Source organism: Mycobacterium sp. DL592 (assembly GCF_011694515.1).
Lineage (GTDB): Bacteria > Actinomycetota > Actinomycetes > Mycobacteriales > Mycobacteriaceae > Mycobacterium.
This window is the reverse complement of record NZ_CP050192.1, coordinates 2,738,900-2,761,710: the sequence shown is the minus strand read 5'-3', so window position 1 is coordinate 2,761,710 and position 22,811 is coordinate 2,738,900. Positions and strand designations below refer to the sequence as shown.

23 protein-coding genes and 1 pseudogene are annotated in these 22,811 nt (G+C 68.0%); 21 read left to right on the top strand and 3 right to left on the bottom strand.

Annotated features, from left to right (window positions below):
• The first annotated feature begins 35 nt into the window (after positions 1-35).
• From HBE64_RS13265 to aroQ, 10 genes and pseudogenes are all read left to right on the top strand, one after another.
• Complete coding sequence (locus HBE64_RS13265; RefSeq protein ID WP_208300685.1) at positions 36-425, top strand: secondary thiamine-phosphate synthase enzyme YjbQ; 390 nt, start codon at positions 36-38, stop codon at positions 423-425.
• A 77-nt stretch (positions 426-502) separates the two neighbouring features.
• Positions 503-3,217 carry an alanine--tRNA ligase gene (gene alaS / locus HBE64_RS13260; RefSeq protein ID WP_167102718.1) on the top strand — a complete coding sequence of 905 codons (2,715 nt, stop codon included), beginning with the start codon at positions 503-505 and terminating at the stop codon, positions 3,215-3,217.
• A gap of 5 nt (positions 3,218-3,222) precedes the next feature.
• Entirely contained in the window at positions 3,223-3,729 is a 507-nt protein-coding gene (gene ruvX, locus HBE64_RS13255) for a Holliday junction resolvase RuvX (RefSeq protein WP_167102715.1), read from the top strand.
• Positions 3,722-4,969, top strand: a complete 1,248-nt coding sequence (mltG, locus tag HBE64_RS13250) for an endolytic transglycosylase MltG (RefSeq protein WP_167102712.1) — start codon at positions 3,722-3,724, stop codon at positions 4,967-4,969. Before ruvX ends, mltG begins: the two co-directional genes overlap by 8 nt.
• A gap of 3 nt (positions 4,970-4,972) precedes the next feature.
• A complete protein-coding gene (locus tag HBE64_RS13245) occupies positions 4,973-5,776 on the top strand; it encodes a shikimate dehydrogenase (protein WP_167102709.1) in 804 nt (267 codons plus the stop codon).
• A gap of 18 nt (positions 5,777-5,794) precedes the next feature.
• Positions 5,795-6,202 (top strand): prepilin peptidase, encoded by a 408-nt coding sequence (locus HBE64_RS13240; RefSeq protein WP_371744187.1) that lies wholly within the window; start codon positions 5,795-5,797, stop codon positions 6,200-6,202.
• Positions 6,203-6,372: 170 nt separating this feature from the next.
• Entirely contained in the window at positions 6,373-7,581 is a 1,209-nt protein-coding gene (aroC, locus tag HBE64_RS13235; protein ID WP_167102703.1) for a chorismate synthase, read from the top strand.
• Between the two features lie 5 nt (positions 7,582-7,586).
• Positions 7,587-8,099 (top strand): annotated as a pseudogene (locus HBE64_RS13230) (shikimate kinase); the annotation flags it as partial.
• A gap of 170 nt (positions 8,100-8,269) precedes the next feature.
• Entirely contained in the window at positions 8,270-9,367 is a 1,098-nt protein-coding gene (gene aroB, locus HBE64_RS13225) for a 3-dehydroquinate synthase (protein ID WP_167102697.1), read from the top strand.
• Positions 9,364-9,807, top strand: coding sequence for a type II 3-dehydroquinate dehydratase (gene aroQ, locus HBE64_RS13220; protein ID WP_167102694.1), 444 nt, complete (start codon positions 9,364-9,366; stop codon positions 9,805-9,807). Before aroB ends, aroQ begins: the two co-directional genes overlap by 4 nt.
• Here aroQ and HBE64_RS13215 read toward each other — a convergent pair.
• Complete coding sequence (locus HBE64_RS13215; RefSeq protein WP_167102691.1) at positions 9,774-10,403, bottom strand: B-4DMT family transporter; 630 nt, start codon at positions 10,401-10,403, stop codon at positions 9,774-9,776. The genes aroQ and HBE64_RS13215 overlap by 34 nt on opposite strands.
• A gap of 33 nt (positions 10,404-10,436) precedes the next feature.
• Between HBE64_RS13215 and HBE64_RS13210 the strand changes: the two genes are divergently transcribed.
• From HBE64_RS13210 to nusB, 3 genes are read left to right on the top strand one after another with little or no spacing between them, the layout of a single operon-like run.
• Complete coding sequence (locus HBE64_RS13210) at positions 10,437-11,555, top strand: Xaa-Pro peptidase family protein (protein WP_167102688.1); 1,119 nt, start codon at positions 10,437-10,439, stop codon at positions 11,553-11,555.
• Positions 11,556-11,569: 14 nt separating this feature from the next.
• Positions 11,570-12,133, top strand: a complete 564-nt coding sequence (gene efp, locus HBE64_RS13205; RefSeq protein ID WP_167102686.1) for an elongation factor P — start codon at positions 11,570-11,572, stop codon at positions 12,131-12,133.
• 1 nt (position 12,134) lies between these two features.
• Positions 12,135-12,626 (top strand): transcription antitermination factor NusB, encoded by a 492-nt coding sequence (gene nusB / locus HBE64_RS13200; RefSeq protein ID WP_167102683.1) that lies wholly within the window; start codon positions 12,135-12,137, stop codon positions 12,624-12,626.
• On the opposite strand, the gene HBE64_RS13195 is transcribed toward nusB, so the two are convergent.
• Positions 12,623-13,429, bottom strand: a complete 807-nt coding sequence (locus tag HBE64_RS13195; RefSeq protein WP_167102680.1) for a BtpA/SgcQ family protein — start codon at positions 13,427-13,429, stop codon at positions 12,623-12,625. The genes nusB and HBE64_RS13195 overlap by 4 nt on opposite strands.
• A gap of 170 nt (positions 13,430-13,599) precedes the next feature.
• Here HBE64_RS13195 and HBE64_RS13190 point away from each other — a divergent pair, with 170 nt between their 5' ends.
• The 8 genes from HBE64_RS13190 to HBE64_RS13155 are packed head-to-tail and all read left to right on the top strand — an operon-like array spanning position 13,600 to position 21,581.
• Complete coding sequence (locus tag HBE64_RS13190; RefSeq protein ID WP_167102678.1) at positions 13,600-14,409, top strand: DeoR/GlpR family DNA-binding transcription regulator; 810 nt, start codon at positions 13,600-13,602, stop codon at positions 14,407-14,409.
• The gene (locus tag HBE64_RS13185) at positions 14,406-15,890 is read left to right on the top strand and encodes an FGGY-family carbohydrate kinase (RefSeq protein WP_167102675.1); all 1,485 of its coding nucleotides are present in this window, start codon (positions 14,406-14,408) and stop codon (positions 15,888-15,890) included. Before HBE64_RS13190 ends, HBE64_RS13185 begins: the two co-directional genes overlap by 4 nt.
• On the top strand, positions 15,887-16,660 hold the full coding sequence (locus tag HBE64_RS13180) for an SDR family NAD(P)-dependent oxidoreductase (protein WP_167102673.1): 774 nt from the start codon (positions 15,887-15,889) through the stop codon (positions 16,658-16,660). The genes HBE64_RS13185 and HBE64_RS13180 overlap by 4 nt, the downstream gene beginning before the upstream one ends.
• Positions 16,661-16,700: 40 nt before the next feature.
• Complete coding sequence (locus HBE64_RS13175) at positions 16,701-18,017, top strand: ABC transporter substrate-binding protein (RefSeq protein ID WP_167102670.1); 1,317 nt, start codon at positions 16,701-16,703, stop codon at positions 18,015-18,017.
• 45 nt (positions 18,018-18,062) lie between these two features.
• Positions 18,063-18,917, top strand: a complete 855-nt coding sequence (locus tag HBE64_RS13170; RefSeq protein WP_243841314.1) for a carbohydrate ABC transporter permease — start codon at positions 18,063-18,065, stop codon at positions 18,915-18,917.
• On the top strand, positions 18,914-19,729 hold the full coding sequence (locus HBE64_RS13165) for a carbohydrate ABC transporter permease (protein WP_167102667.1): 816 nt from the start codon (positions 18,914-18,916) through the stop codon (positions 19,727-19,729). The genes HBE64_RS13170 and HBE64_RS13165 overlap by 4 nt, the downstream gene beginning before the upstream one ends.
• 26 nt (positions 19,730-19,755) lie before the next feature.
• Positions 19,756-20,835 (top strand): ABC transporter ATP-binding protein, encoded by a 1,080-nt coding sequence (locus HBE64_RS13160; protein ID WP_167102664.1) that lies wholly within the window; start codon positions 19,756-19,758, stop codon positions 20,833-20,835.
• Positions 20,832-21,581: an inositol monophosphatase gene (locus HBE64_RS13155; protein WP_243841313.1), complete on the top strand. Its 750-nt coding sequence runs from the start codon at positions 20,832-20,834 to the stop codon at positions 21,579-21,581. The genes HBE64_RS13160 and HBE64_RS13155 overlap by 4 nt, the downstream gene beginning before the upstream one ends.
• 1 nt (position 21,582) lies before the next feature.
• Here the strand turns inward: HBE64_RS13155 and HBE64_RS13150 are convergent, their stop codons facing one another.
• The gene (locus HBE64_RS13150) at positions 21,583-22,785 is read right to left on the bottom strand and encodes a serine hydrolase (RefSeq protein WP_167102662.1); all 1,203 of its coding nucleotides are present in this window, start codon (positions 22,783-22,785) and stop codon (positions 21,583-21,585) included.
• Positions 22,786-22,811 lie beyond the last annotated feature (26 nt).

Below are 22,811 nucleotides of genomic sequence, written 5' to 3'. Positions count from 1 at the left end.
AATCCTCACCTAGGCTGGATGTCGTGGACACCGATGTGCTCGACGTCGACACGGCGCGACGGCGGATGGTCGACCTCACCGACGCGGTGCGGTCGTTCTGCCGTGGCAAGGGCGACGGACTGTGCAACGTGTTCGTCCCACACGCCACCGCCGGCGTCGCGATCATCGAGACCGGGGCCGGCTCCGACGACGACCTCATCGACACCCTGGAACGGCTGCTGCCGCGCGATGACCGCTACCGCCACTCGCACGGCTCACCCGGGCACGGCGCCGACCATGTGCTGCCGGGGATCGTGGCGCCGTCGGTGACCGTCCCCGTCGGTGACGGCGACCCGCTGCTGGGTACCTGGCACAGCATCGTGTTGGTCGACCTGAACCGGGACAACCCGCGCCGGTCGGTGCGGCTGAGCTTCCTCGGCGGTTGAGCCACTCCGGACCGGTAATGTAGTGCGGTCGAAGCGACAGTCGAGCCGCACCCCGAAAACGCAAGGACAGCAACCCAGTGCAGACACATGAGATCAGGAAGCGGTTCCTGGATCACTTCGTCAACGCCGGACACATCGAGGTGCCCAGCGCATCGGTGATCCTCGACGATCCGAACCTGCTGTTCGTCAACGCCGGCATGGTGCAGTTCGTGCCCTACTTCCTGGGCCAGCGCACGCCGCCGTACCCGACCGCGACCAGCATCCAGAAGTGCATCCGCACCCCCGACATCGACGAGGTCGGCATCACCACCCGGCACAACACGTTCTTCCAGATGGCGGGCAACTTCTCCTTCGGCGACTACTTCAAGGCCCGTGCCATCGAGCTGGCCTGGACGCTGCTGACCAATCCGGTCGACGAGGGCGGCTACGGATTCGACCCGCAGCGGTTGTGGGCGACGGTGTTCTACGACGACGACGAGGCCGAGCAGCTCTGGAAGGACATCGCCGGGCTGCCGCCCGAGCGGATCCAGCGCCGCGGCATGGCCGACAACTACTGGTCGATGGGCATCCCCGGCCCCTGCGGGCCATGCTCGGAGATCTACTTCGACCGCGGACCCGAGTACGGCATCGAAGGCGGCCCGGAGGCCAACGAGGACCGCTACATCGAGATCTGGAACCTCGTGTTCATGCAGAACGAGCGCGGCGAGGGCACCTCCAAGGATGACTTCGAGATCCTCGGGCCGCTGCCGCGTCAGAACATCGACACCGGCATGGGTGTGGAGCGGATCGCCTGCCTGCTGCAGGACGTCGACAACGTCTACGAGACCGACCTGCTGCGCCCGGTGATCGACAAGGTCGCCCAGTATTCCCCGCGCGGGTACGGCCAGGGGTCACACGAGGACGACGTCCGCTACCGGATCATCGCCGACCACAGCCGCACCGCGGCGATCATCATCGGCGACGGCGTCACCCCGGGTAACGAGGGTCGCGGCTACGTGCTGCGCCGGTTGCTGCGGCGGATCATCCGGGCGGCCAAGCTCCTGGGCATCGAGCAGCCGATCATGTCCGAGCTGATGGCCACCGTGGGTGACGCGATGAGCCCGTCGTATCCGGAACTGGCTGACACCCGCATCGAGCGCATCGCGGTTGCCGAGGAGACCGCGTTCAACCGCACGCTGGCCTCGGGCTCCAAGCTGTTCGAGGACGCCGCGGCCGCGACCAGGAAGGCCGGCAAGACGGTGCTGGGCGGCTCGGATGCGTTCGCCCTGCACGACACCTACGGGTTCCCGATCGAGCTCACCCTCGAGATGGCGTCCGAGGCGGGGCTGACCGTCGACGAACTCGGCTTCCGTGAGCTGATGGCCGAGCAGCGCCGCCGTGCCAAGGCTGACGCCGCCGCGCGCAAGCACGCCCACGCCGACCTCTCGGCGTTCCGGGAACTGGTCGACGCCGGCCCCACCGAGTTCACCGGCTTTGACGAATTGACTTCGCAGGCAAGGATTCTCGGGATCTTCGTCGATGGCAAGCGGGTCCCGGTTATCGGCCACCAGCCTCGCGTGCACTCGGAGACCCCTACCCCTGAGCGCGTCGAGATCGTGCTCGACCGGACTCCGCTCTACGCCGAGTCCGGCGGCCAGATCGCCGACGCTGGAACGATTTCCGGAACCGGTGGCAGCGAGTCCGCCAAGGCCGCCGTCACCGACGTGCAGAAGATCGCCAAGACGCTGTGGGTGCACCGGGTGAATGTCGAGTCCGGCGAGTTCGTCGAGGGCGACACGGTGGTCGCGGCTGTCGACCCGACATGGCGCCGCGGTGCCACCCAGGGCCACTCCGGCACCCACATGGTGCACGCCGCCTTGCGGCAGGTGTTGGGGCCCAACGCTGTTCAGGCAGGCTCGCTGAACCGCCCCGGCTACCTGCGTTTCGACTTCAACTCGCAGAGCGCGCTCAGTGAAGACCAGCGCAACGAGGTCGAGGAAGTGGCCAACGAGGCCGTGCAGGCCGACTTCCCGGTCAACACCTTCACCACCGGCCTGGAGAAGGCCAAGGCCATGGGCGCGATGGCGATGTTCGGTGAGCAGTATCCCGACGAGGTGCGGGTGGTCGAGATCGGCGGCCCGTTCTCGCTGGAACTGTGCGGCGGCACGCACGTGCACAACTCGGCCCAGATCGGGCCGATCACGATTCTCGGTGAGTCCTCGGTGGGTTCGGGGGTGCGCCGCGTCGAGGCCTACGTGGGTCTGGATTCGTTCCGGCACCTGGCCAAGGAGCGGGCGCTGATGGCGGGCCTCGCGTCGTCGCTCAAGGTGCCCTCCGAGGAGGTGCCCGCCCGGGTGGCCACCCTCGTCGAGCGGCTCAAGGCCGCCGAGAAGGAACTGGACCGGGCGCGGCTGGCCTCGGCCCGCGCGGCGGCGGGAAATGCGGCCGCGGGCGCCGAACAGGTCGGTAAGGTCCGTCTGGTGGCGCAGCGGATGTCGGCGGGCATGACCGCCAACGACCTACGCTCCCTGGTCGGCGACATCAAGGGCAAGCTGGGTTCGGACCCCGCCGTGGTGGTCCTGATCGCCGAAGGTCCCGAAACCGACGGGGTGGGCGTCGTGCCCTTCGTCGTGGCGGCCAACCCGGCCGCCCAGGACGCCGGCCTGCGCGCCAACGAACTGATCGCCCAGATCGCGACGGCGGTCGACGGCCGAGGCGGCGGAAAACCGGACCTCGCTCAGGGCTCCGGCAAGAACGCCGCAGGGATCGACGCGGCATTGGCTGCGGTGCGCGCAGAGATCGCCCGGAGCTAGCGTCAGTGCTGCCCGCGCACAACCGCGTGCCCGACCGTCCCGGTGCCGATGACCCGGGTCGGGGCAGGCGCCTCGGGGTGGACGTGGGCACCGTGCGCATCGGGGTCGCCACCTGCGACCCGGACGGGATCCTGGCCACGCCGGTCGAGACGGTTCGGCGGGAGCGCTCGGGCAAACATCTGCGTCGGCTGGCCGCACTGGTCGACGAGTTCGAGGTCGTCGAGGTGATCGTCGGGCTGCCGCGCACCCTGGCCGACCGGGCCGGCACCTCCGCGCAGGACGCCGTCGGTCTCGCAGATGCGCTCGCCGACCGGATCGCGCCGGTGCCGGTACGGCTGGCCGACGAACGACTGACCACCGTGGCCGCCCAGCGATCGCTGCGCGAGGCAGGGGTGCGGTCCAAGGCGCAACGCGGAGTCATCGACCAGGCAGCCGCTGTGGGAATCCTGCAAGGCTGGCTCGACCAACGTCGCAGCGCGGCGTCCAACCAGCCGGAGAGTGACGATGCCTGACGACTACGACACCGGCCGGTATGACAGCCAGCGGGCTGATCCGGTCGCGGTCGGCGCGCCGCGTCGCCGGATGAGCCGGCTCGAGCGGGTCCGCGCCCGCCGAAACAACAACCGGCGCAGGGCAATCGGGCTCGGCGCGGTAGGCCTGCTCATCGCCGTGGTGGTGGCCCTGGTGCTGCTGGGCACGAATTTGTTCGGCGGATCCAGCGAGTACTCCGGCGACGGGAAGGACGACGTCGTCGTCCAGGTTCGCGACGGCGACTCCACCACCCAGGTGGCCCAGTCGCTGCGCGACCGGAACGTGGTCGCCAGCGTCAAGTCGTTCGTCGACGCCTCCAAGGACAATGCGGCCATCGCCGCGATCCAGCCGGGCTACTACAAGATGCGCACCGAGATGTCGGCGTCGGCCGCGGTGCAGCGCCTCGCCGACCCGGCCAACCGGGTGGGCAAGCTGGTCATCCCGGAGGGCAGGCAACTCGACGACGTCAAGGCCGTCGGCTCCGACAAGGTCACCGACGGGATCTTCACGCTGATCGCCAACGCCAGCTGTGTGGAACTCAACGGAGAGCGCAAGTGCGTGTCCGCCGAGAGCCTGCGCAAGGCGGCCGAGCAGGCCGCGCCCTCGGCGCTCAATGTGCCGGACTGGGCGATGCAACCGGTGACGGCGCTGGCCGCCAACCACCGCCGGCTGGAGGGGCTGATCGCACCCGGGGCGTGGAACGTCGATCCGTCCGGGTCACCCGAGGCGATCCTGGGAACACTGGTCGCCGAAAGCGCCACCCACTATGTCAAAGGCGGCCTGCTCGACACCGCCAAGGCGATGAACCTGTCGCCCTACGAGATCCTCGTCGTCGGCTCACTGGTGCAGCGCGAGGCCAAGCCACAGGACTTCGCCAAAGTCGCCCGCGTGATCTACAACCGGCTGGCCGAACCGCAACGCCTCGAGTTCGACTCGACGGTGAACTACCCGCTGGACCGCCAAGAGGTCGCCACCACCGACGCCGACCGCGCCCAGGTCACGCCGTGGAACACCTATGCATCCGACGGCCTGCCCGCCACGCCGATCTGCTCGCCCGGCGACGAGGCGCTGGCCGCCGCCGAACGACCGGAGCCGGGGGACTGGCTGTACTTCGTGACGGTAGACCTCGAGGGCACCACCCTGTTCACCAAGGACTATCAGCAGCATCTAGCCAATATCGAGTTGGCACGACGCAACGGTGTCCTCGATTCGGCTCGCTGAGCGATGACCGCGGCCCGCAAGGCGGCGGTGCTGGGATCACCTGTCGCGCACTCGAAGTCACCACTTTTGCACCTGGCTGCCTATCGGGCGCTGGGCCTGAGCGACTGGACCTACGACCGCATCGAATGCACAGCCGAGCAATTACCCTCTCTGGTAAGGGAATTGGGGCCGGAGTGGGTGGGTCTTTCGGTGACCATGCCGGGTAAGTTCGCCGCGCTCGAGGTCGCCGACGAACGCACCGACCGCGCCGAACTGGTCGGCTCGGCCAACACCCTGGTCCGCACCGGGCACGGCTGGCGCGCCGACAACACCGACATAGACGGCGTGGCAGGTGCTCTGGGCCATCATCGGGACCTGCGACACGCGATTGTGCTCGGCTCGGGCGGGACCGCACCGGCGGCCGTCGCCGGCCTGGCCCAGATCGGGGTCACCCGGATCACCGTGCTCGCCCGCGACAGCACCAAGGCGGCCCGGCTTGTCGACCTCGGCAGGGCTGTCGGGCTCACCACCGAGTTCTGTGCGCTCGACGGGCCGCAACTCGCCGATGTGGTGGCCGACGCCAACGTTCTGGTGAGCACAATCCCCGCTGCCGCGGCCGCCGGCTACGCCGATGCCTTCGCCCCGGTGCCGGTGCTGCTCGATGCGATCTACGATCCGTGGCCCACCCCGCTGGCCGCCGCCGTCCAGGCCGCCGGCGGTGAGGTGATCAGCGGGCTGCAGATGCTGCTGAACCAGGCCTTCAGCCAGGTCGAACAATTCACAGGCCGACCCGCTCCGCGCAACGAGATGACCGCCGCCCTGGGTTAGCGTGCGGTCATGCGCTGGGTGGGCTGTGCGGTGGTGCTCGGCTGGGCACTGGCTTTGTCTGTCTTCGACATCAGGCAACGGCGGCTGCCCAACACTCTGACGCTGCCCGGCGCGGCCGTGGTGCTGACAGTCGCCGTCGTGTCCGGGCGCGGACTGCCCGCGCTCTACGGGGCTCTCGGGCTCGCGGCGCTCTACCTGGTGGTGCACCTGCTCGCGCCTGCCGGCATGGGCGCCGGTGACGTCAAACTCGCGGTGGGGCTCGGCTCGCTCACCGGCGCCTTCGGCCCGGAGGTGTGGCTGCTGGCCGCGCTCGGCGCACCGCTGCTTACGGCGCTGTGCGGCGTGCTGGGCCGGGTCAGGACGCTGCCGCATGGCCCGTCGATGTGTCTGGCCAGCCTGGCCGCGGTCGCGTTGGCGGCGTTCTGAGGCCTCTGTCGCAACGGCCAGGCTGTCGTTGACGAGCTGGTCACTCGTTCGATACCGACAGCGTCGGCGACGCCGAGGACGCGGCGCCCGGGGGCGTAGCCAGGGCACTAGTCGCCTCCGCCGCGCAGTGAAATTGGGTCACGGATGACCGGCGTGGGAAGATGGGACGCGTGTTGCGATGGACAACTGCTGGTGAATCCCACGGCCGCGCGCTGGTAGCGATGGTCGAAGGCATGGTCGCCGGTGTCCGGGTGACCTCCGAGGACATCGCCGGACAATTGGCGCGACGCCGGCTGGGCTACGGCCGCGGCGCCCGGATGAAGTTCGAGCAGGACCAGGTCACCATCCTGGCCGGGGTCCGGCACGGCAGCACCCTGGGCGGCCCGATCGCGATCGAGATCGGCAACACCGAGTGGCCCAAGTGGGAGACCGTGATGGCCTCCGACCCGGTGGATGCCGCTGAACTCGATGTCGCCCGCAACGCCCCGCTGACCCGGCCCCGGCCGGGCCACGCCGACTTCGCCGGCATGCTCAAGTACGGCTTCGACGACGCCCGGCCGGTGCTCGAACGCGCCAGCGCCCGCGAAACCGCCGCCCGGGTGGCAGCCGGAACAGTGGCCCGGGAGTTCCTCCGCCAGGCCGTTGGCGTCGAAGTGGTCTCCCACGTCATCTCCATCGGCGACTCGCAGCCCTACGACGGGCCGCCGCCGGAGGCCGCCGACCTCGCCGCCATCGACGAGAGCCCGGTGCGGGCCTTCGGCAAGGCCGCCCAGGAGAGCATGATCGCCGAGATCGAGGCCGCCAAGCGGGACGGCGACACGCTAGGTGGTGTGGTCGAAGTCGTGGCCCACGGGCTGCCCGTCGGCCTGGGCTCGTTCACCAGCGGCGACAACCGGCTCGACAGCCAACTCGCCGCCGCGGTGATGGGCATCCAGGCCATCAAGGGTGTCGAGATCGGCGACGGCTTCCAGACCGCCCGCCGCCGCGGCACCCAGGCCCACGACGAGATGTACCCCGGACCCGACGGCGTGGTGCGCTCCACCAACCGCGCCGGCGGCCTGGAAGGCGGTATGACCAACGGCCTCCCGGTGCGGGTCCGCGCCGCCATGAAGCCGATCTCCACCGTGCCGCGCGCGCTGGCCACCGTCGACATGGCCACCGGCGACGAAGCCGTGGCGATCCACCAGCGCTCCGACGTGTGCGCGGTGCCTGCCGCGGCCGTCGTCGTCGAAACGATGGTGGCACTGGTGCTGGCCAGGGCCGTGCTGGAGAAGTTCGGTGGTGACTCGCTGGAGGAGACCCGCCGCAACATCGACGGTTACCTCGCGGCGATCGCGCGGCGCACACCGTCCGGAACAGCCGTCCGGGCATCGGGGTAGCCGAGATGGCGCCCAAGGCCGTACTGATCGGCTTGCCCGGCTCGGGTAAATCGACCATCGGACGCCGCCTGGCCAAGGCGATGGGCCTGACCCTGCTCGACACCGACGCCGCCATCGAGGAGAAGACCGGCCGCACCATCGCCGACATCTTCGCCAACGACGGCGAACCGGAGTTCCGCCGCATCGAAGAGGACGTCATCCGCGACGCCCTGGCCAACCACGACGGCATCCTGTCGCTGGGCGGCGGCGCGGTCACCACCCCCGGAGTCCGGGACGCGCTGGCCGGACACACCGTCGTCTTCCTGGAAATCAGTGCCGCCGAAGGGGTTCGGCGTACCAGCGGCAGCACTGTGCGCCCGCTGCTGGCCGGGCCCGACCACGCCGAGAAGTATCGCAAGCTGATGAATGACCGGGTGCCGCTGTACCGGCGGGTCGCCAAGATCCGGATCAACACCAACCGCCGCAATCCCGGCGCGGTCGTCCGTCACATCGTCGCCCGCCTGGAAAATCCGCAACCGCCACGCCGGCGCCGCCCGCCGTGGCGGCGGGGGCTGTCGGGCGGCCGGGCCGAAAAGTCCTCCGACACAACGCCACCCACACCAGCGGTGTCGTCCGCCCCGACCGAATCCGCCCCGGTCACGCCTGCCACGCCGGCAGCGCTGGCCGCCCGCCGCGCTGGAGTCCGCAAATGACCAAGACCACCCCGGCCGCCCCGGTGACCATCGAGGTGGCCGTCACTCCGCCCTACCCGGTGATCGTCGGCACCGGACTGCTCGGTGAGGTCGGCGACCTGCTCGGTTCGCGGCACCGGGTCGCGATCCTTCACCAGCCGGTGCTGGCGCAGACCGCCGAAGCCGTCCGTGCGCATCTGGCGGGCAAGGGTGTCGACGCCCACCGCATCGAGATCCCCGACGCTGAAGCCGGCAAGGACCTCGCGGTCGTCGGTTTCATCTGGGAAGTGTTGGGACGCATCGGAATCGGACGCAAAGACGCCGTCGTGAGCCTCGGCGGCGGCGCGGCCACCGACGTCGCCGGATTCGCGGCGGCCACCTGGCTGCGCGGTGTCGACATCGTCCACATCCCGACCACCCTGCTGGCCATGGTGGACGCCGCCGTCGGTGGCAAGACCGGGATCAACACCGACGCGGGCAAGAACCTCGTCGGCGCGTTCCACCAGCCCGCCGCCGTGCTCGTCGACCTGGCCATGCTCGAGACGTTGCCGCGCAACGAATTGGTGGCCGGGATGGCCGAGATCGTCAAGGCCGGCTTCATCGCCGACCCGGTGATCCTCGACCTCATCGAGGCCGATCCCGAGGCCGCCGTCGACCCGGCCGGAAATGTTCTGCCCGAACTGATCCGGCGGGCGATCGCCGTCAAGGCCGAGGTCGTCGCGGCCGACGAGAAGGAATCGGCGCTGCGCGAGATCCTCAACTACGGCCACACTCTGGCACACGCCATCGAACGCCGCGAACAGTACCGCTGGCGCCACGGTGCCGCGGTGTCGGTGGGGCTGGTGTTCGCCGCAGAGCTCGGCAGACTCGCCGGGCGGCTTGACGACGCCACCGCCGAGCGGCACCGCGCGGTGCTCACCGCGCTGGGTCTGCCCGTCAGCTACGACGCCGACGCGCTGCCACAGTTGATCGAAACCATGGCCGGGGACAAGAAGACCCGCTCCGGTGTACTGCGTTTCGTTGTGCTCGACGGCCTGGCCAAACCCGGCCGGCTCGAGGGGCCCGACCCGTCGCTCCTGGCGGCGGCCTATGCGGAGGTGGCGCAGAAGCGATGACCACGGTTCTTGTTCTCAACGGGCCCAACCTCGACCGGCTCGGCCGTCGCGAGCCCGACGTGTACGGCAGCACCACCTACGACGAGCTGGTCACCGCGATCGAAGCCCAGGCCACCGAGTTGGGCCTGCAAGCCGTTGTGCGACAAAGCAACAGCGAGGAACAGCTGCTGCAGTGGGTGCACGCCGCCGCCGACGCGGGTGACCCGGTGATCCTCAACGCCGGCGCGTTCACCCACACCTCGATCGCGCTGCGCGACGCCTGCGCCGAGCTACGCGGTCCGTTGATCGAAGTGCACATCTCCAATGTGCATGCGCGCGAACAGTTTCGGCACCACTCGTACCTGAGTGCCGTGGCGACCGGAGTGATCGTCGGACTGGGCGTGCAGGGCTACCTGCTGGCCCTGCGCTACTTGGCGGAGTCCTTACCCGCTTCGGGGTAGTCGATCGCCTCGGTGGGGGCGTCCTCGCGCTCGGCGGTGGCGATGGCCGAGGTCTGCTCCTCGGCGGCAGCTGCGCCGCCTGCGACAGTCCCCGGGACGGGGCCGGTGCGGTCGTCGTCGTGAACGGCGTCGAACACGTCGGCGGCCTCACCGAAGCGTCGGCGCGGCTCTTGGGGCCGCTTGCGGTCGACCCGCCAACGGCCGATGGACACCGCGGCGATCGCCGGGATGAACACCAGCAGCGCGGTGAACGCGGCGAACGTGGTCACCTCGCTGATGAGGCCTTCGACGTAGACGGCCTTGTAGAACAGCGAGATCAGCCAGGCGACGAAGCCGCTGAGCACCCCGGCGAACAACCCGGCGAGCAGCCAGGTCATCGCCAGATCGCGGCGGCGGTCCGGATCGGGGTTGGCGTTGGCGTCGGCGCGACCGTCCAGCAGGCCCCACACGAAGGCCACGATGGCCAGCAGCGCCACCAGGACGACGCTGACCAATCCGGCGTGGGTGGGGAACTGGTTGATCAGCGTTCCCTGCACCAGGCGGACGACAACCATCCCTGCCGCGAAGGCCAATCCGCGCAACAACCAACTGTTCATGGGGCATCAGCGTAGCGAGTACCGTCGGCGACCGTGACACATTCCCAACGCCGAGACCGGTTGGCCGACCGGCTGGCCGCCGACGGGCTGGATGCGATTGTGATCAGTGACCTGGTCAACGTCCGCTATTTGTCCGGTTTCACCGGTTCCAACGCGGCGTTGCTGGTGTTCGCGGGCGACACGCCGACGGTACTGGCCACCGACTCCCGCTACCGCACCCAGGCGGCCAACCAGGCGCCCGATGTCGAGACGGCGATCGAGCGCGCCTGCGCACGCCATCTGGTCGGCCGGGCGGTGGCCGACGGGGCCCGCCGGATCGGATTCGAAAGCCACGTGGTCACCGTCGACGGTTTCGACCTGCTGGCCAAGGAACTCGACGAACACCCCGGTGCCGCCGAACTGGTGCGGGCATCCGGTGTCGTCGAGGCGCTGCGGGAGGTCAAGGACGCCGGCGAGCTCGCCCTGCTGAGGCTGGCCTGCGAGGCCGCCGACGCGGCGCTGGCCGAGCTGGTCCAGCGCGGCGGATTGCGTCCGGGCCGCACCGAGAAGGAAGTCGGCCGCGAACTGGAGGCCCTGATGCTCGAGCACGGCGCCGACGGCCCGTCCTTCGAGACGATTGTGGCCGCCGGCGCCAACTCCGCGATCCCACATCACCGGCCCACCGATGCGGTGCTGGCCGCCGGCGACTTCGTCAAGATCGACTTCGGCGCGCTTGTCGGCGGCTACCACTCCGACATGACCCGGACGTTCGTGCTTGGGCCTGCGGCGGACTGGCAGCGCGAGATCTACACCCTGGTGGAGACCGCCCAACGGGCCGGGCGGGAGGCGCTGAAGGTGGGCGCCACGCTCAGCGATGTGGACCGCGCCGCCCGGCAGGTGATCGCCGACGCCGGCTACGCCGAGAACTTCGGGCACGGCCTGGGACACGGCGTCGGACTGCAGATCCACGAAGCGCCGGGAATCAACTCGGCGGCCGCCGGTACACTGCTTGCTGGCTCTGTGGTGACCGTCGAACCGGGCGTCTACCTGCCCGACCGTGGCGGTGTGCGGATCGAGGACACCCTGGTCGTGCTCGACGAGCCGCTCGGGCGGCGACACGAGACAACCGAGCTGATCACCCGGTTCCCCAAGGAACTGACCATCTTGACCTAGGAGAACGACCGACTGTGGCAACAACTGCCGACTTCAAGAACGGCCTCGTGCTGAACATCGACGGCCAGCTCTGGCAGATCACCGAGTTCCAGCACGTCAAACCCGGCAAGGGCCCCGCCTTCGTGCGCACCAAGCTCAAGAACGTGCTCTCGGGCAAGGTCGTCGACAAGACCTACAACGCCGGCGTGAAGGTGGAGACCGCGACCGTCGACCGGCGCGACGCCACCTACCTGTACCGCGACGGCTCCGACTTCGTATTCATGGACTCCGAGGACTACGAACAGCATCCGCTGCCCGAGGCGCTCGTCGGCCGGGCCGCGGGCTTCCTGCTCGAGGGCATGCCGGTGCAGATCGCGTTCAACGAGGGCGCACCGCTGTACCTGGAACTGCCGGTGACCGTCGAGCTGCTGGTCAGCCACACCGAGCCCGGTCTGCAGGGCGACCGCTCCAGTGCCGGCACCAAGCCCGCGACGCTGGAGACCGGCGCCGAGATCCAGGTGCCGCTGTTCATCAACACCGGCGACAAGCTCAAGGTGGACTCCCGCGACGGAAGCTATCTGGGCCGCGTGAACGCCTAGCATGGCTGATCGCAAGGGCGACAAGGGTCGTCATCAGGCGCGCAAGCGCGCCGTCGACCTGCTCTTCGAAGCCGAGGCTCGCGGCCTGACCGCCGCCGAAGTGGCCGACTCCCGGATCGTGCTGGCCGAGTCGAACACCGACGTGTCGGTGCTCAACCCGTACACGGTGACCGTGGCGCGCGGCGTCACCGAGAACATCGCGCATATCGACGAACTGATCACCTCACACCTGCAGGGCTGGACGCTGGAGCGGCTGCCCGCCGTCGACCGCGCGATTCTGCGGGTCGCGGTGTGGGAGTTGCTGCATGCCGACGACGTTCCCGAGCCGGTGGCCGTCGACGAGGCGGTAGAGCTGGCCAAGGAGCTGTCCACCGACGAGTCGCCCGGCTTCGTCAACGGGGTGCTGGGCCAGGTGATGCTGGTGACCCCGCAGATCCGCGCCGCCGCCGACGCCCTTCGGGGTGCGGTCCGCGGGAGCGCTCCTGAGGCTTAGCGGGCGGCTTTGGCGTTGGCCATCAGTTCCTCGACGCGCTCACGCTGGGCGCGGTTCTCGAAGATGCCGTCTTTCTTGAAGTAGGTTCCGACGATCGCCCCGTCGGCCAGCGCGAGCTGTTCGACTACGTTGTCGGCCTTCACGCCGGTGTTGACGAACACCGGCACCGCCCCGGCGGACTTCTTGACAACCGAGAGCGCGGCTAGATCGGTCGGTGCTCCGGCGGTGAGTCCTGAGACGCAGATCGCGTCGGGCAGCGTGGCGAACACCGTGGTGCGCGTGATCGAGGCGAGGTCGCGCTCGGCTAGGTAGGTGGCGGATTCCGGAACGATGTTGAAGAACAGCTTCACCCCGGCCCCGCCGATACGCGCACGGTGGCGGGCGACCTCACCAACATTGGTGTTCCACAAGCCGAAGTCACTGGCGTACACGCCGGTGAAGATCTCGCGGACGAACTGCGCGCCGGTGGCGACGGCGAGGTCGATGGAGGCGCGGCCGTCCCACAAGACATTGACACCGTAGGGGACCGAGATGTCGGGCAGCAGTTCACCGATGATGCGCGCCATGGTGATCGCGGTGATCGGTTCGGTCTTGGTGAGGTACGGCAGGCTGAATTCGTTGGAGATCATGATGCCGTCCACGCCACCCTGCTGGAGTGCGTCGAGTTCCTCCTTCGCCCGGTCGACCACGGCTGCCAGCCCACCGCGAGTGTCGAATCCGGGATCGCCGGGCAGCGCGGACAGGTGAAGCATCGCGATGACGGGCTTCTGCACGGAGAAGACTTCTCGCACCCATTCGGCCATCTGACTCCCTTTCGTTTCGGTGTGTCTTTTTCTAACGTATCCCGCTACTAACTGCAAGAAATTAACAAAAAGTAGATGAATATCGCCGCTGGCATTGCGGCATCACCGTGAAGACCTTACATTGGGGCACACAGAACGTGAATCAGTCACAATCGAGGAGCGGCGAGCCGGTGTCAGCCAAGACGCGACGAGCGCAGATCGAACAGCGCGTCCTCGACCAGGGCGAGATCGAGTACGCCGCGCTGGCCCAGGAATACGGCGTTTCGGAGATGACGATCCGACGGGACGTCGACGCCCTTGAGGCCTCCGGATTGGTTCGGCGGATCACCGGCGGCGCGATCGCGGCCTACCGCAAGGCGGAGGAACCGTCCTTCGAGAGCCGTGCCTCACGCTCGGCCACCGAGAAGATGCATATCGCCGAGGCCGCCGTCGAACTGCTCCAGCCGGGCGAGACTGTGATCCTCGACAGCGGTAGCACCGTGTTGGCGGTGGCTCGTGCCATCCGCGGCCGCGGGCTGGGGTTGACGATCGTGACGCCGAGCCTGCTCGCGGCGATCGAACTCGCCGATGAACCGGACACCACGATCATCGTGACCGGGGGCAATCTCCGGCCCGGGGAACTGAGCCTGATCGGCTTCGAGACCGAGTCGGTGTTCCAGATGTACAACTGTGACACCTTCATCATGGGTATCGCCGGGGTCGATCCGGTTCGCGGCCTGACCGACTACCACCGGGTGGAAGGCAGTGCCAAGCGGGCCGCCGCCGCCTCGGCGGACCGCATCATCGTGGTAGCCGACGAGTCCAAACTCGGCCGGGTGCAACTGCTGACCGTCGCCCCGTTGAGCGCGGCGGCTCACATCGTCACCGACAGCCATCCCGACCATCCCACCCTGATCGCCGCCCGAAACCTGGGTGTCGACGTCATCTGCGTGAACCGCGAGGAATCGTCCGACACCGGCACGGCTGGTGACCTTCGGTGACGGCCTACACCGTCGGGGTGGATATCGGCACGACCGGCACCAAGACTGTCCTCTTCGACACCGAGTGCGGAATCGTCGCGCAAACCAGCCGCACCGCAACACTTTTCAGTGAGCATCCCGGATGGGCCGAGGCGGACCCGCAACAGTGGCTGGCCAATGTGGTCGACTCGATCGCCGAACTCGTCGCCAGCGCGGGGATCTCGCCGAGTGACGTCAGGGCCGTCGCCACGACGGGGATGGTGCCCGCTGTCGTCGCCGTCGACGCCGCCGGCCGGCCGCTGCGTCGCGCGATCCTGCAGAACGACGCCAGGGCGACCGACGAGATCCGCACCCTTGCAGCTCAGTTGGCCGACATCGACCTGGTGGGCTTGACCGGTGCCGCGCTGACCCAGCAGTCGGTGGCTCCCACCGCGCTGTGGCTGCATCGTCATGAGCCCGACATCGCCTCGCAGACAGCTCATTTCGTGGGTTCCTACGACTGGGTGCTGATGGCGCTGGGCGCCGATCCGCATGTCGAGACGAACTGGGCGCTAGAATCCGGGCTGTTCACCATCGGCGGGGATCCGGTGGGGGAGGTACTGGCCGCCGCGGACATCGACGCGGTGGCGCTGGCGCCGGTGCTACATCCCGGTCAGGTCGCCGGCCGGCTCAGTGCCGAGATGGCCGAGCGGACCGGCCTGGCTGTCGGTACCCCGCTGGTGGTCGGCGGTGCCGACCATGTCTTGTCGGCCTTCGCCGCAGGTGTCGAGGAGCACGGGGACTGGTTGGTCAAGCTCGGCGGTGCCGGTGACATCCTGGTCGCCAGCGACGAACCCGTGGTCGACGCCCGGCTGTATCTGGACGCCCACCCGGTCCCCGGACGCTGGCTTCCCAACGGCTGCATGGCCACCAGCGGCAGCCTGATCCGCTGGTTTCAGAGTCTGGTCGGCGGCGAGGATCTGCTGCGCCTGGACGCCGAGGCGCACGAGTGTCGCCCGGCCGAGGTGCTTTGCCTGCCGTACTTCCTGGGTGAGAAGAGCCCGCTGCACGATCCGGACCTGCGGGGGGTCTACGCGGGCTTGCATCTGGGGACCACCCGCGCCGACATGTACCGCTCGACGCTGGAGGCTATCGCGTTCGGGTTCCGCCACCACGTCGAAGTGTTCGCCGAACTCGGCATCGAGCTCGGGCGTGCGTCGATCACCAATGGCGGCAGTAAATCGACGCTGTGGAAGCAGATCCACGCCGAGGTGCTCGGCGCCCCGATGTACCCGATCGTCGACCATCCTGGTGCGTCACTCGGGGCGGCGCTGATCGCCGCGGTCGGTGTCGAGGTGCTGGCCGACTGGGAGCAGTGCCGGCGCTTCATCACCCTCGGCGAGCCGGTGCTGCCCGATCCCGAGAAAGTCGCGGTGTACGACGCGGCATACCAGGAATGGCGCAACCTGGCCAGCGCCACCGCAGGCATCTCGCATTCGCTAGCTGAAAGGACTCGTCAATGAGCAAGACCGTGGTCATCACCGGAGCGGGATCCGGCATCGGCAGGGCGATCGCGACGGTTCTAGCGCAACGGGATTGGCGTGTCGTGGTCACCGATGTCGACGTCGATGCCGCCGCCGAGGTGGCCGCCTCGCTCGTTGACACCTCGGGTCTGGGGCACGAGGCGACACGACTCGACGTCACCGACCCGGCGCAGGCGGCAGCGGTCGCCGACGACGTCGCTGATCGCCTGGGCCTGGACGCGTGGATGAGCAATGCCGGCATCTCATTCATGGTGCCTTTCCTCGATCTTCCGCTGGACAAGTACGACCTGACGATGAACATCAACCTCAAGGGCGTTTTCGTCTGCGGGCAGGCAGCCGCCCGCGCGATGATCAGAACCGGACGCCGCGGGACGATTGTGAACACCGCGTCGATGGCCGGCAAGCAGGGCCGGGTGCCGTACCTGTCCGATTACGTCGCCTCCAAGCACGGTGTCGTCGGACTCACCCAGGCGATGGCCTACGAACTTGCCGAACACGGCATCACCGTCAACTGCGTATGCCCCGGATTCGTCGAGACCCCCATGCAGTCCCGCGAACTCGCCTGGGAGGCGCAACTTCGCGGCTCGACCCCCGAGGACGTCAAGCAGATGTGGATCGACGACACGCCGCTTGGCCGTTTGCAGCAGCCTGAAGACGTGGCGTACAGCGTCGCGTTCCTGCTGTCCGATGACGCCCGGTTCATCACCGGCGAGGCGCTGGCCGTCAACGGTGGCGCCTACATGGATTAGCTCGACCCAGCACTACCGATCACAACGAGAAGAGGAAGCAATGACGTTGAAAAAACCAGGGTTCCGGCGTGCCGTGACCTGTCTGGGCGCCATCGGCGCCTCAGTGCTCCTCCTGTCGGGGTGCGCGGGTAGCGGCGGTCCGCAGACCCCGGCGGCGACCGGGACTGGCAAGGTCGCCACCGACACGTCGGGCACCGTCAACATCCTGATGGAGAACGTGCCGGACACCGACATCGTCAAATCGTTGATCCCCGAGTTCAACAAGATCTACCCCAACATCAAGGTCAACATCGAGCCGCAGACCTACGACCAGATCCGAGACAAACTGGTCGCTTCGTTCCAGGCCCCGAAGGCGACGTATGACCTCGTCGTCGTCGACAACGTCTGGATGAAGGACTTCGTCGCCGCGAACTGGTTGCAGCCCTTGGATTCTCGCATCGACTCGACGCCGGACTACAACTACGCGGACTTCTTCAAGCCGCTCACCGACATCGACACCGTCGACGGCAAGCGGTACGCCGTGCCGTTCTACAACTATGCGCTGGGCTACATCTACAACGTGCCCGACTACCAGAAGGCCGGGCTGACCGAACCGAAGTCGCTCGACGATCTGGTCGCCAACTCCAAGAAGCTGGTCTCCGGCGATCGGGCCGGGATCGCGATGCAGCCGCAGCGCGGCTACAAGGTCTTCGAGGAGTGGGCCAACTTCTTGTTCGCAGCCGGCGGTTCGATCTACGACGACTCCGGCAAGTACACCCTCGACACCCCCGAAGCCAAGAAGGCGCTCGAGGCCTACGTCGACCTGTACAACACCGCCGCCCCGAAGAACAGCATCAACTGGGGCTTCGACGAGGCGGGCCGCTCGGTGTCCAGTGGGCAGTCGGCTTCGCTGGTGAGCTACAACTGGAATCTGCCGTCGCTGAACGCGCCTGACGGCACCGCGGCCAAGTCCGGCGTCGGCCCGTTCAAGCTCACCGCGATGCCCGGTGGCGTCGACGTGCTGGGGTCGTGGAGCTGGGCGATCCCGTCCAACTCCGGAAATTCCGATGCCGCATGGGCGTTCGTGTCCTGGCTTACCTCCAAGCCGATCGACGTCGAGCGGGTGGTCAAGGGCGGTGCGGTGATCCGCACGAGCAGCACACAGGATCCCAAGGTGCTCGGTGACGGCTTCGGCTCCGACTACTACGCCGTGGTCAAGGACATCCTGTCCAAGGCCAAGCCGCTCAGTAACCAGACCAACGCCGAGGAGATGATCCAGGCCGTCGGAACGGAACTGAACGAAGCCGTGGCCGGCACCAAGAGCATCGACGATGCCCTGCGGGACGCCCAGGCCGCCGCGGAGAAGACCCGAGGCTGATCCAGTGGTGGATCCGGCGGCCGCGACGACGGGGGAGGACACGACATGACCAGATTCAAATACGGGATGTTGAGTCCGCTGCTGGCAACGTTCGTCGCGGTCGTCGGATTCCCACTCGTCTACGCGCTCTACCTCAGCGCCACCGACTACAAGCTCACCGACCGGGGCGCACCGCGCTTCGTCGGCGTCACCAACTACGTCAACACACTGACCAACGCCGACTTCTGGCAGGCGTTCGGCACCACCGCCACCTACGTGCTGGTCGCCGTCGCGCTCGAACTGGTCATCGGCCTGATACTGGCAATGGCGCTACAACGGCAGAAGTGGGCCCGCGACGTGACCCGCGCAATGTTGTTGGCGCCCATGTTCATCACCCCGGTCGCGGTCGGCCTGACCTTCCGCTTCCTGCTCAATGATCAGCTGGGCGCCATCCCGTACGTGCTGAAGAAGGTCGGTGTCGACATCGACTTCCTGGGTTCGGGCCATGCCCTCTATACCCTGGCGCTCATCGACGTCTGGCAGTGGACGCCGTTCATGGTCTTGCTGCTGCTCGCCGGCCTGGAGTCGATTCCCAAACAACCCCTGGAGGCAGCCCGCGTCGACGGCGCACCGCCGTGGTATGTGTTCCGCCGGGTCATCCTGCCGCTGCTGCGGCCGGTGCTCGCGGTCGCGGTCCTGCTGCGCGCGCTGGATGCCATGAAGGTCTTCGAATACGTCTACGCCACCACCAAGGGCGGTCCGGGCACCGAAACGCAGACCCTGCAGTACTACACGTATCAAACCGGCGTGCAGTTCTTCCGGCTCGGCAGTGCGGCGTCGATGGCCTTCGTCGTGCTGGCCGTGGTCCTGACCGCCGTGGTGATCACTTTCCGGCTGTTGGAGAGGAACCGCGAAGCATGAGCGGTGTGAAGGGGTACACGCTGGCCCGGATCGTGCTGCTGTGGGTCGGTGTCGTCGTGGTGATCATGCCAATCGCGTGGATCGTGCTGGCCAGCTTCAAGTCTCCGGTCCAGCTCAACGATCCGGGTCTGGTGTTCTTCGCCCCGAATCTGGACAGCTGGCGCTCGGTGCTGTCCTCGGGCATCCTCGACGCCGCGGCCCGCAGCTTTCTGGTCGCCTTCATCAGTGTCGCCATCAGCCTGGTCGTCGGCTGTATGGGCGCCTACGTCATCACCCGATACCGGGCCGGTGGAACCGCCACCCGATTCGGACTGCTTGCCGCGCAGATGATCCCGCCCGCCGTTCTGGTCTTCCCGTTCCTCACCATGGCCTACGCCCTGCGTCTGCAGGACAGTCTGGTGCCGGTGATCTTCGCCCACCTCAGCTTCGTCGCGCCGGTCGTGACGTGGTTTCTGCTGGGTTTCTTCGAGGCCGTCCCGAAATCCATCGAAGAGCAGGCCCGCGTCGACGGCCTCGGCCGGTTCCGGGCGTTCCTGCTGGTGGTCTTGCCACAGGTGCTGCCGGGGATCGGTGCCTCGGCGATCTTCGGTTTCACCCTGTCGTGGAACGACATGTTCTACGGACTGATCCTGGCACCCGGCAACGCCAAGATTCTCCCGGTGGCCATCGCCGGGTTCAACACGTTCCGCGGCGTTCAAATCGGCTCGATGTGTGCGGCCATCCTCATCGCCGTGGTGCCGGTCGTCATCGCGAGTTTCTTCGTACAGCGCCGCCTGGTCCAAGGCATCAGCGGCGGCGCGGTCAAGACCTAGAGCACGGCAGGAGAGCACGAAACACCATGTCCACAGTCACATTCAGCGGTGTGAACAAGTCCTACACGGACGTTCGTATCGTCCACGACTTCAATCTGGAGATGCCCGACGGCTCATTCACCGTTCTGGTGGGACCCTCGGGATGCGGCAAGTCCACGTCGTTGCGAATGCTGGCCGGACTGGAGCCCGTCACCTCGGGCACCATCCGGATCGGGGACAAGGACGTCACGGCGCTGGAGCCGAAGGACCGCGACATCGCGATGGTGTTCCAGAACTACGCGCTCTATCCGCACCTGACGGTCGAGCAGAACATTGCGTTCCCACTGCGAGCCAAGAAGGTCGCCAAAGCGCAGGCGCGTGAACGAGCTGCCGCCGTCGCCGAGACCCTCGGCCTGACCGCCGCATTGTCACGAAAGCCCAAGGATCTCAGCGGCGGTCAGCAGCAACGCGTCGCCATCGGACGCGCGATCATCCGCGAGCCCGCCGTGTTCCTGTTCGACGAGCCGTTGAGCAACCTCGACGCCAAGCTGCGCGTCGAGACCCGCACCGAACTACTGCGCATCCAGCGCCGGCTGGGCATCACGTCGCTGTATGTGACCCACGACCAGGAAGAGGCGATGACGCTGTCCGACCGGATGGTCGTGATGAACGAGGGGCGCATCGTCCAGCAGGGTGCACCGCTGGAGGTCTACAACAAGCCAGCCAACACCTTCGTCGCCGGGTTCGTGGGCAGCCCGAAGATGAACCTGGTGCCCGGCTTGGTCACCGACGGCGTCTTCCGCTCCGCCGACGGCCTGGTGCTGGCGGTGGGCAACGTTACTGCCCGGCAAGCAGACCCGGTGACACTCGGTTTCCGTCCGGAGGATCTCGTGATCGAGCCCGCCGACGCTGCCGCCGAGCCGGCCGCAACCGGCCGGGTGGCCCTCATCGAACATCTGGGCCCGCGGGCCATTGTCGCCGTCGAGGCGCCCGGCACCACTCTGGTCAGCGTGGTCAACATGGCCGGCCTGGGCGGCTTGGGCGAAGGTGCCGTGGTGACGATGTCGGTGCGCCCGGGCGGAGTCCACGTCTTCGACGCGACGACCGGCGCCCGGATCGAATCGTGACCGCGGCATTGGACACGGCCGAACTGCTCGACGTGGCGCTGGCGGCCGCCCGACGCGGGGCACTCGTGCTCACTTCCGGCGCACAGGGCATCGTGCAGATCACCACCAAGGGTGACGACGGCAACCTGGTGACCAATGTCGACGTCGAGGCCGAACGTGCGGTGCGCGACGTCATCGAATCGCGGCGGCCCGACGACGAGATCACCGGCGAGGAACTTCCGCCGACGGGCAGCCAGCACCACGCCGGGATCCGCTGGTCGATCGATCCGCTGGACGGCACCACAAACTTCACCAGGGGAATCCCGTACTACGCCACGTGTGTCGGCGCGGTCGACGCCGAGGGCCGCTGGCTTGCCGGGGCGGTCGTCGCACCGGCACTGGCCAAGACCTACTTCGCCCACCGCGGCGCGGGGGCCTGGCTTGCCGACGGCGCCGGGGTTCGTCGGCTCACCGGACCCGGCAACGGGGGAGCGCGCGTGCTGGGCATGGGCTACTCGTACTCCGCGGAGGTCCGCACCGAGCAGTTCGCGGCCGTCGGGCAGCAGATGCGCGGCTACACCGACGCCCGCATCCTCGGCTCGGCGGCGCTGGCGATCTGCGCCGTCGCCGAGGGCGCGCTGGACGGATTCGTCGAAACCGACCTCGGCGAACACGATTGGGCCGCAGCCGCTGTCATCGCCGAGGAGGCCGGGTTGCGGGTCAGCAGGCCCGGACCGGGCTCGTCGGCACTGGCGGTGGAACGGTGACCTACAGGCCCAGGCCCGCGTAGGTGCGGCGCACGAACTTCGGCTGCACCGACTGCAGCTTGACCTGCGAGGTGTTCCCCGCCACCGCGGCGGCAGGCGCGCTGAAGTTCGGATAGTTCTGGATCAGGTAGATCAGGATCAGATCGTTGGCCGGGTCGGCCTGCCACCACGTGCCGTAGGCACCGGGCCAACTGAACGTGCCTTCACCGCCGGGCCCGTACAACTGTGCCGATTTCGACGGATCGGTCACCACCGACAGGTTCAGGCCGAACCCGCGGCCCACCCAGAACGGCATCCCCAGGAACGGGTAGTTCTTCTGCTCGGCGGTCAACCGGTCGCTGCGCATCGCCTGCACCGACTCCGCGGAGAGCACCCGCACCCCGTCGGCCTCGCCGCCGCCCAACAGCATTCGGGCGAACCGCAGGTAGTCGTCGACGGTCGTCACCAGGCTGGCCCCGCCCTGACAGAACCGGGGCTCGGTCACCGGTATCGGGCCCATCGCGTCGTGGTGCAGCCCGGTCTCCTCGTCGAGGCGGTACATGGTGGCCGCCCGGGCCCGTTTGGCGGGGGAGATGAAGAACCCAGTGTCGGCCATGCCCAGCGGCTCGAAGATCCGCTCGGTGAGCACGGCGTGCAGCGACTTGCCTTCGATGCGCGACACGACGATGCCGAGCACGTCGGTGGCGTGGCTGTAGGTCAGCCGCTCGCCCGGCTGATGGACCAGGGGTAGCTGCGCGACCTCGGCCAGCCAGTGGTCCTGGTCCTGGCGGAAGGAGACCTGCGCGTATGCCCGGCTGAGCGGGCCGAGGACCGAGAACGTGTAGGCCAGGCCGCTACGATGGGTCATCAGGTCGTCGATGGTGATCGGCCGCCGGGCCGGCACCGTGCGGTCCAGCGGGCCGGTGGGATCGACGAGCACCTGCATGTCGGCCAGCTCAGGGAGCCAACGGCTGACCGGATCGGTCAGCGCCAGCTTGCCCTCCTCGACCAGGGCCATCGCCGCGGCCACCGTCACCGGCTTGGTCATCGAGGCGATGCGGAAGATCGTGTCGCGCTGCATCGGCAGGTTGGCTTCGACGTCCCGAGAGCCGATCTCGTTGACCTGCAGCACTTTTCCGTGTTGCCACACCAAAGTCACAGCCCCGGCCAGCAGTCCGGCGTCGACCGCCTGGGCGATAGAGGTGCGGTTCTCCGCGAGATTCACCGGACGAAGTCTACCCAGGCCGCCCA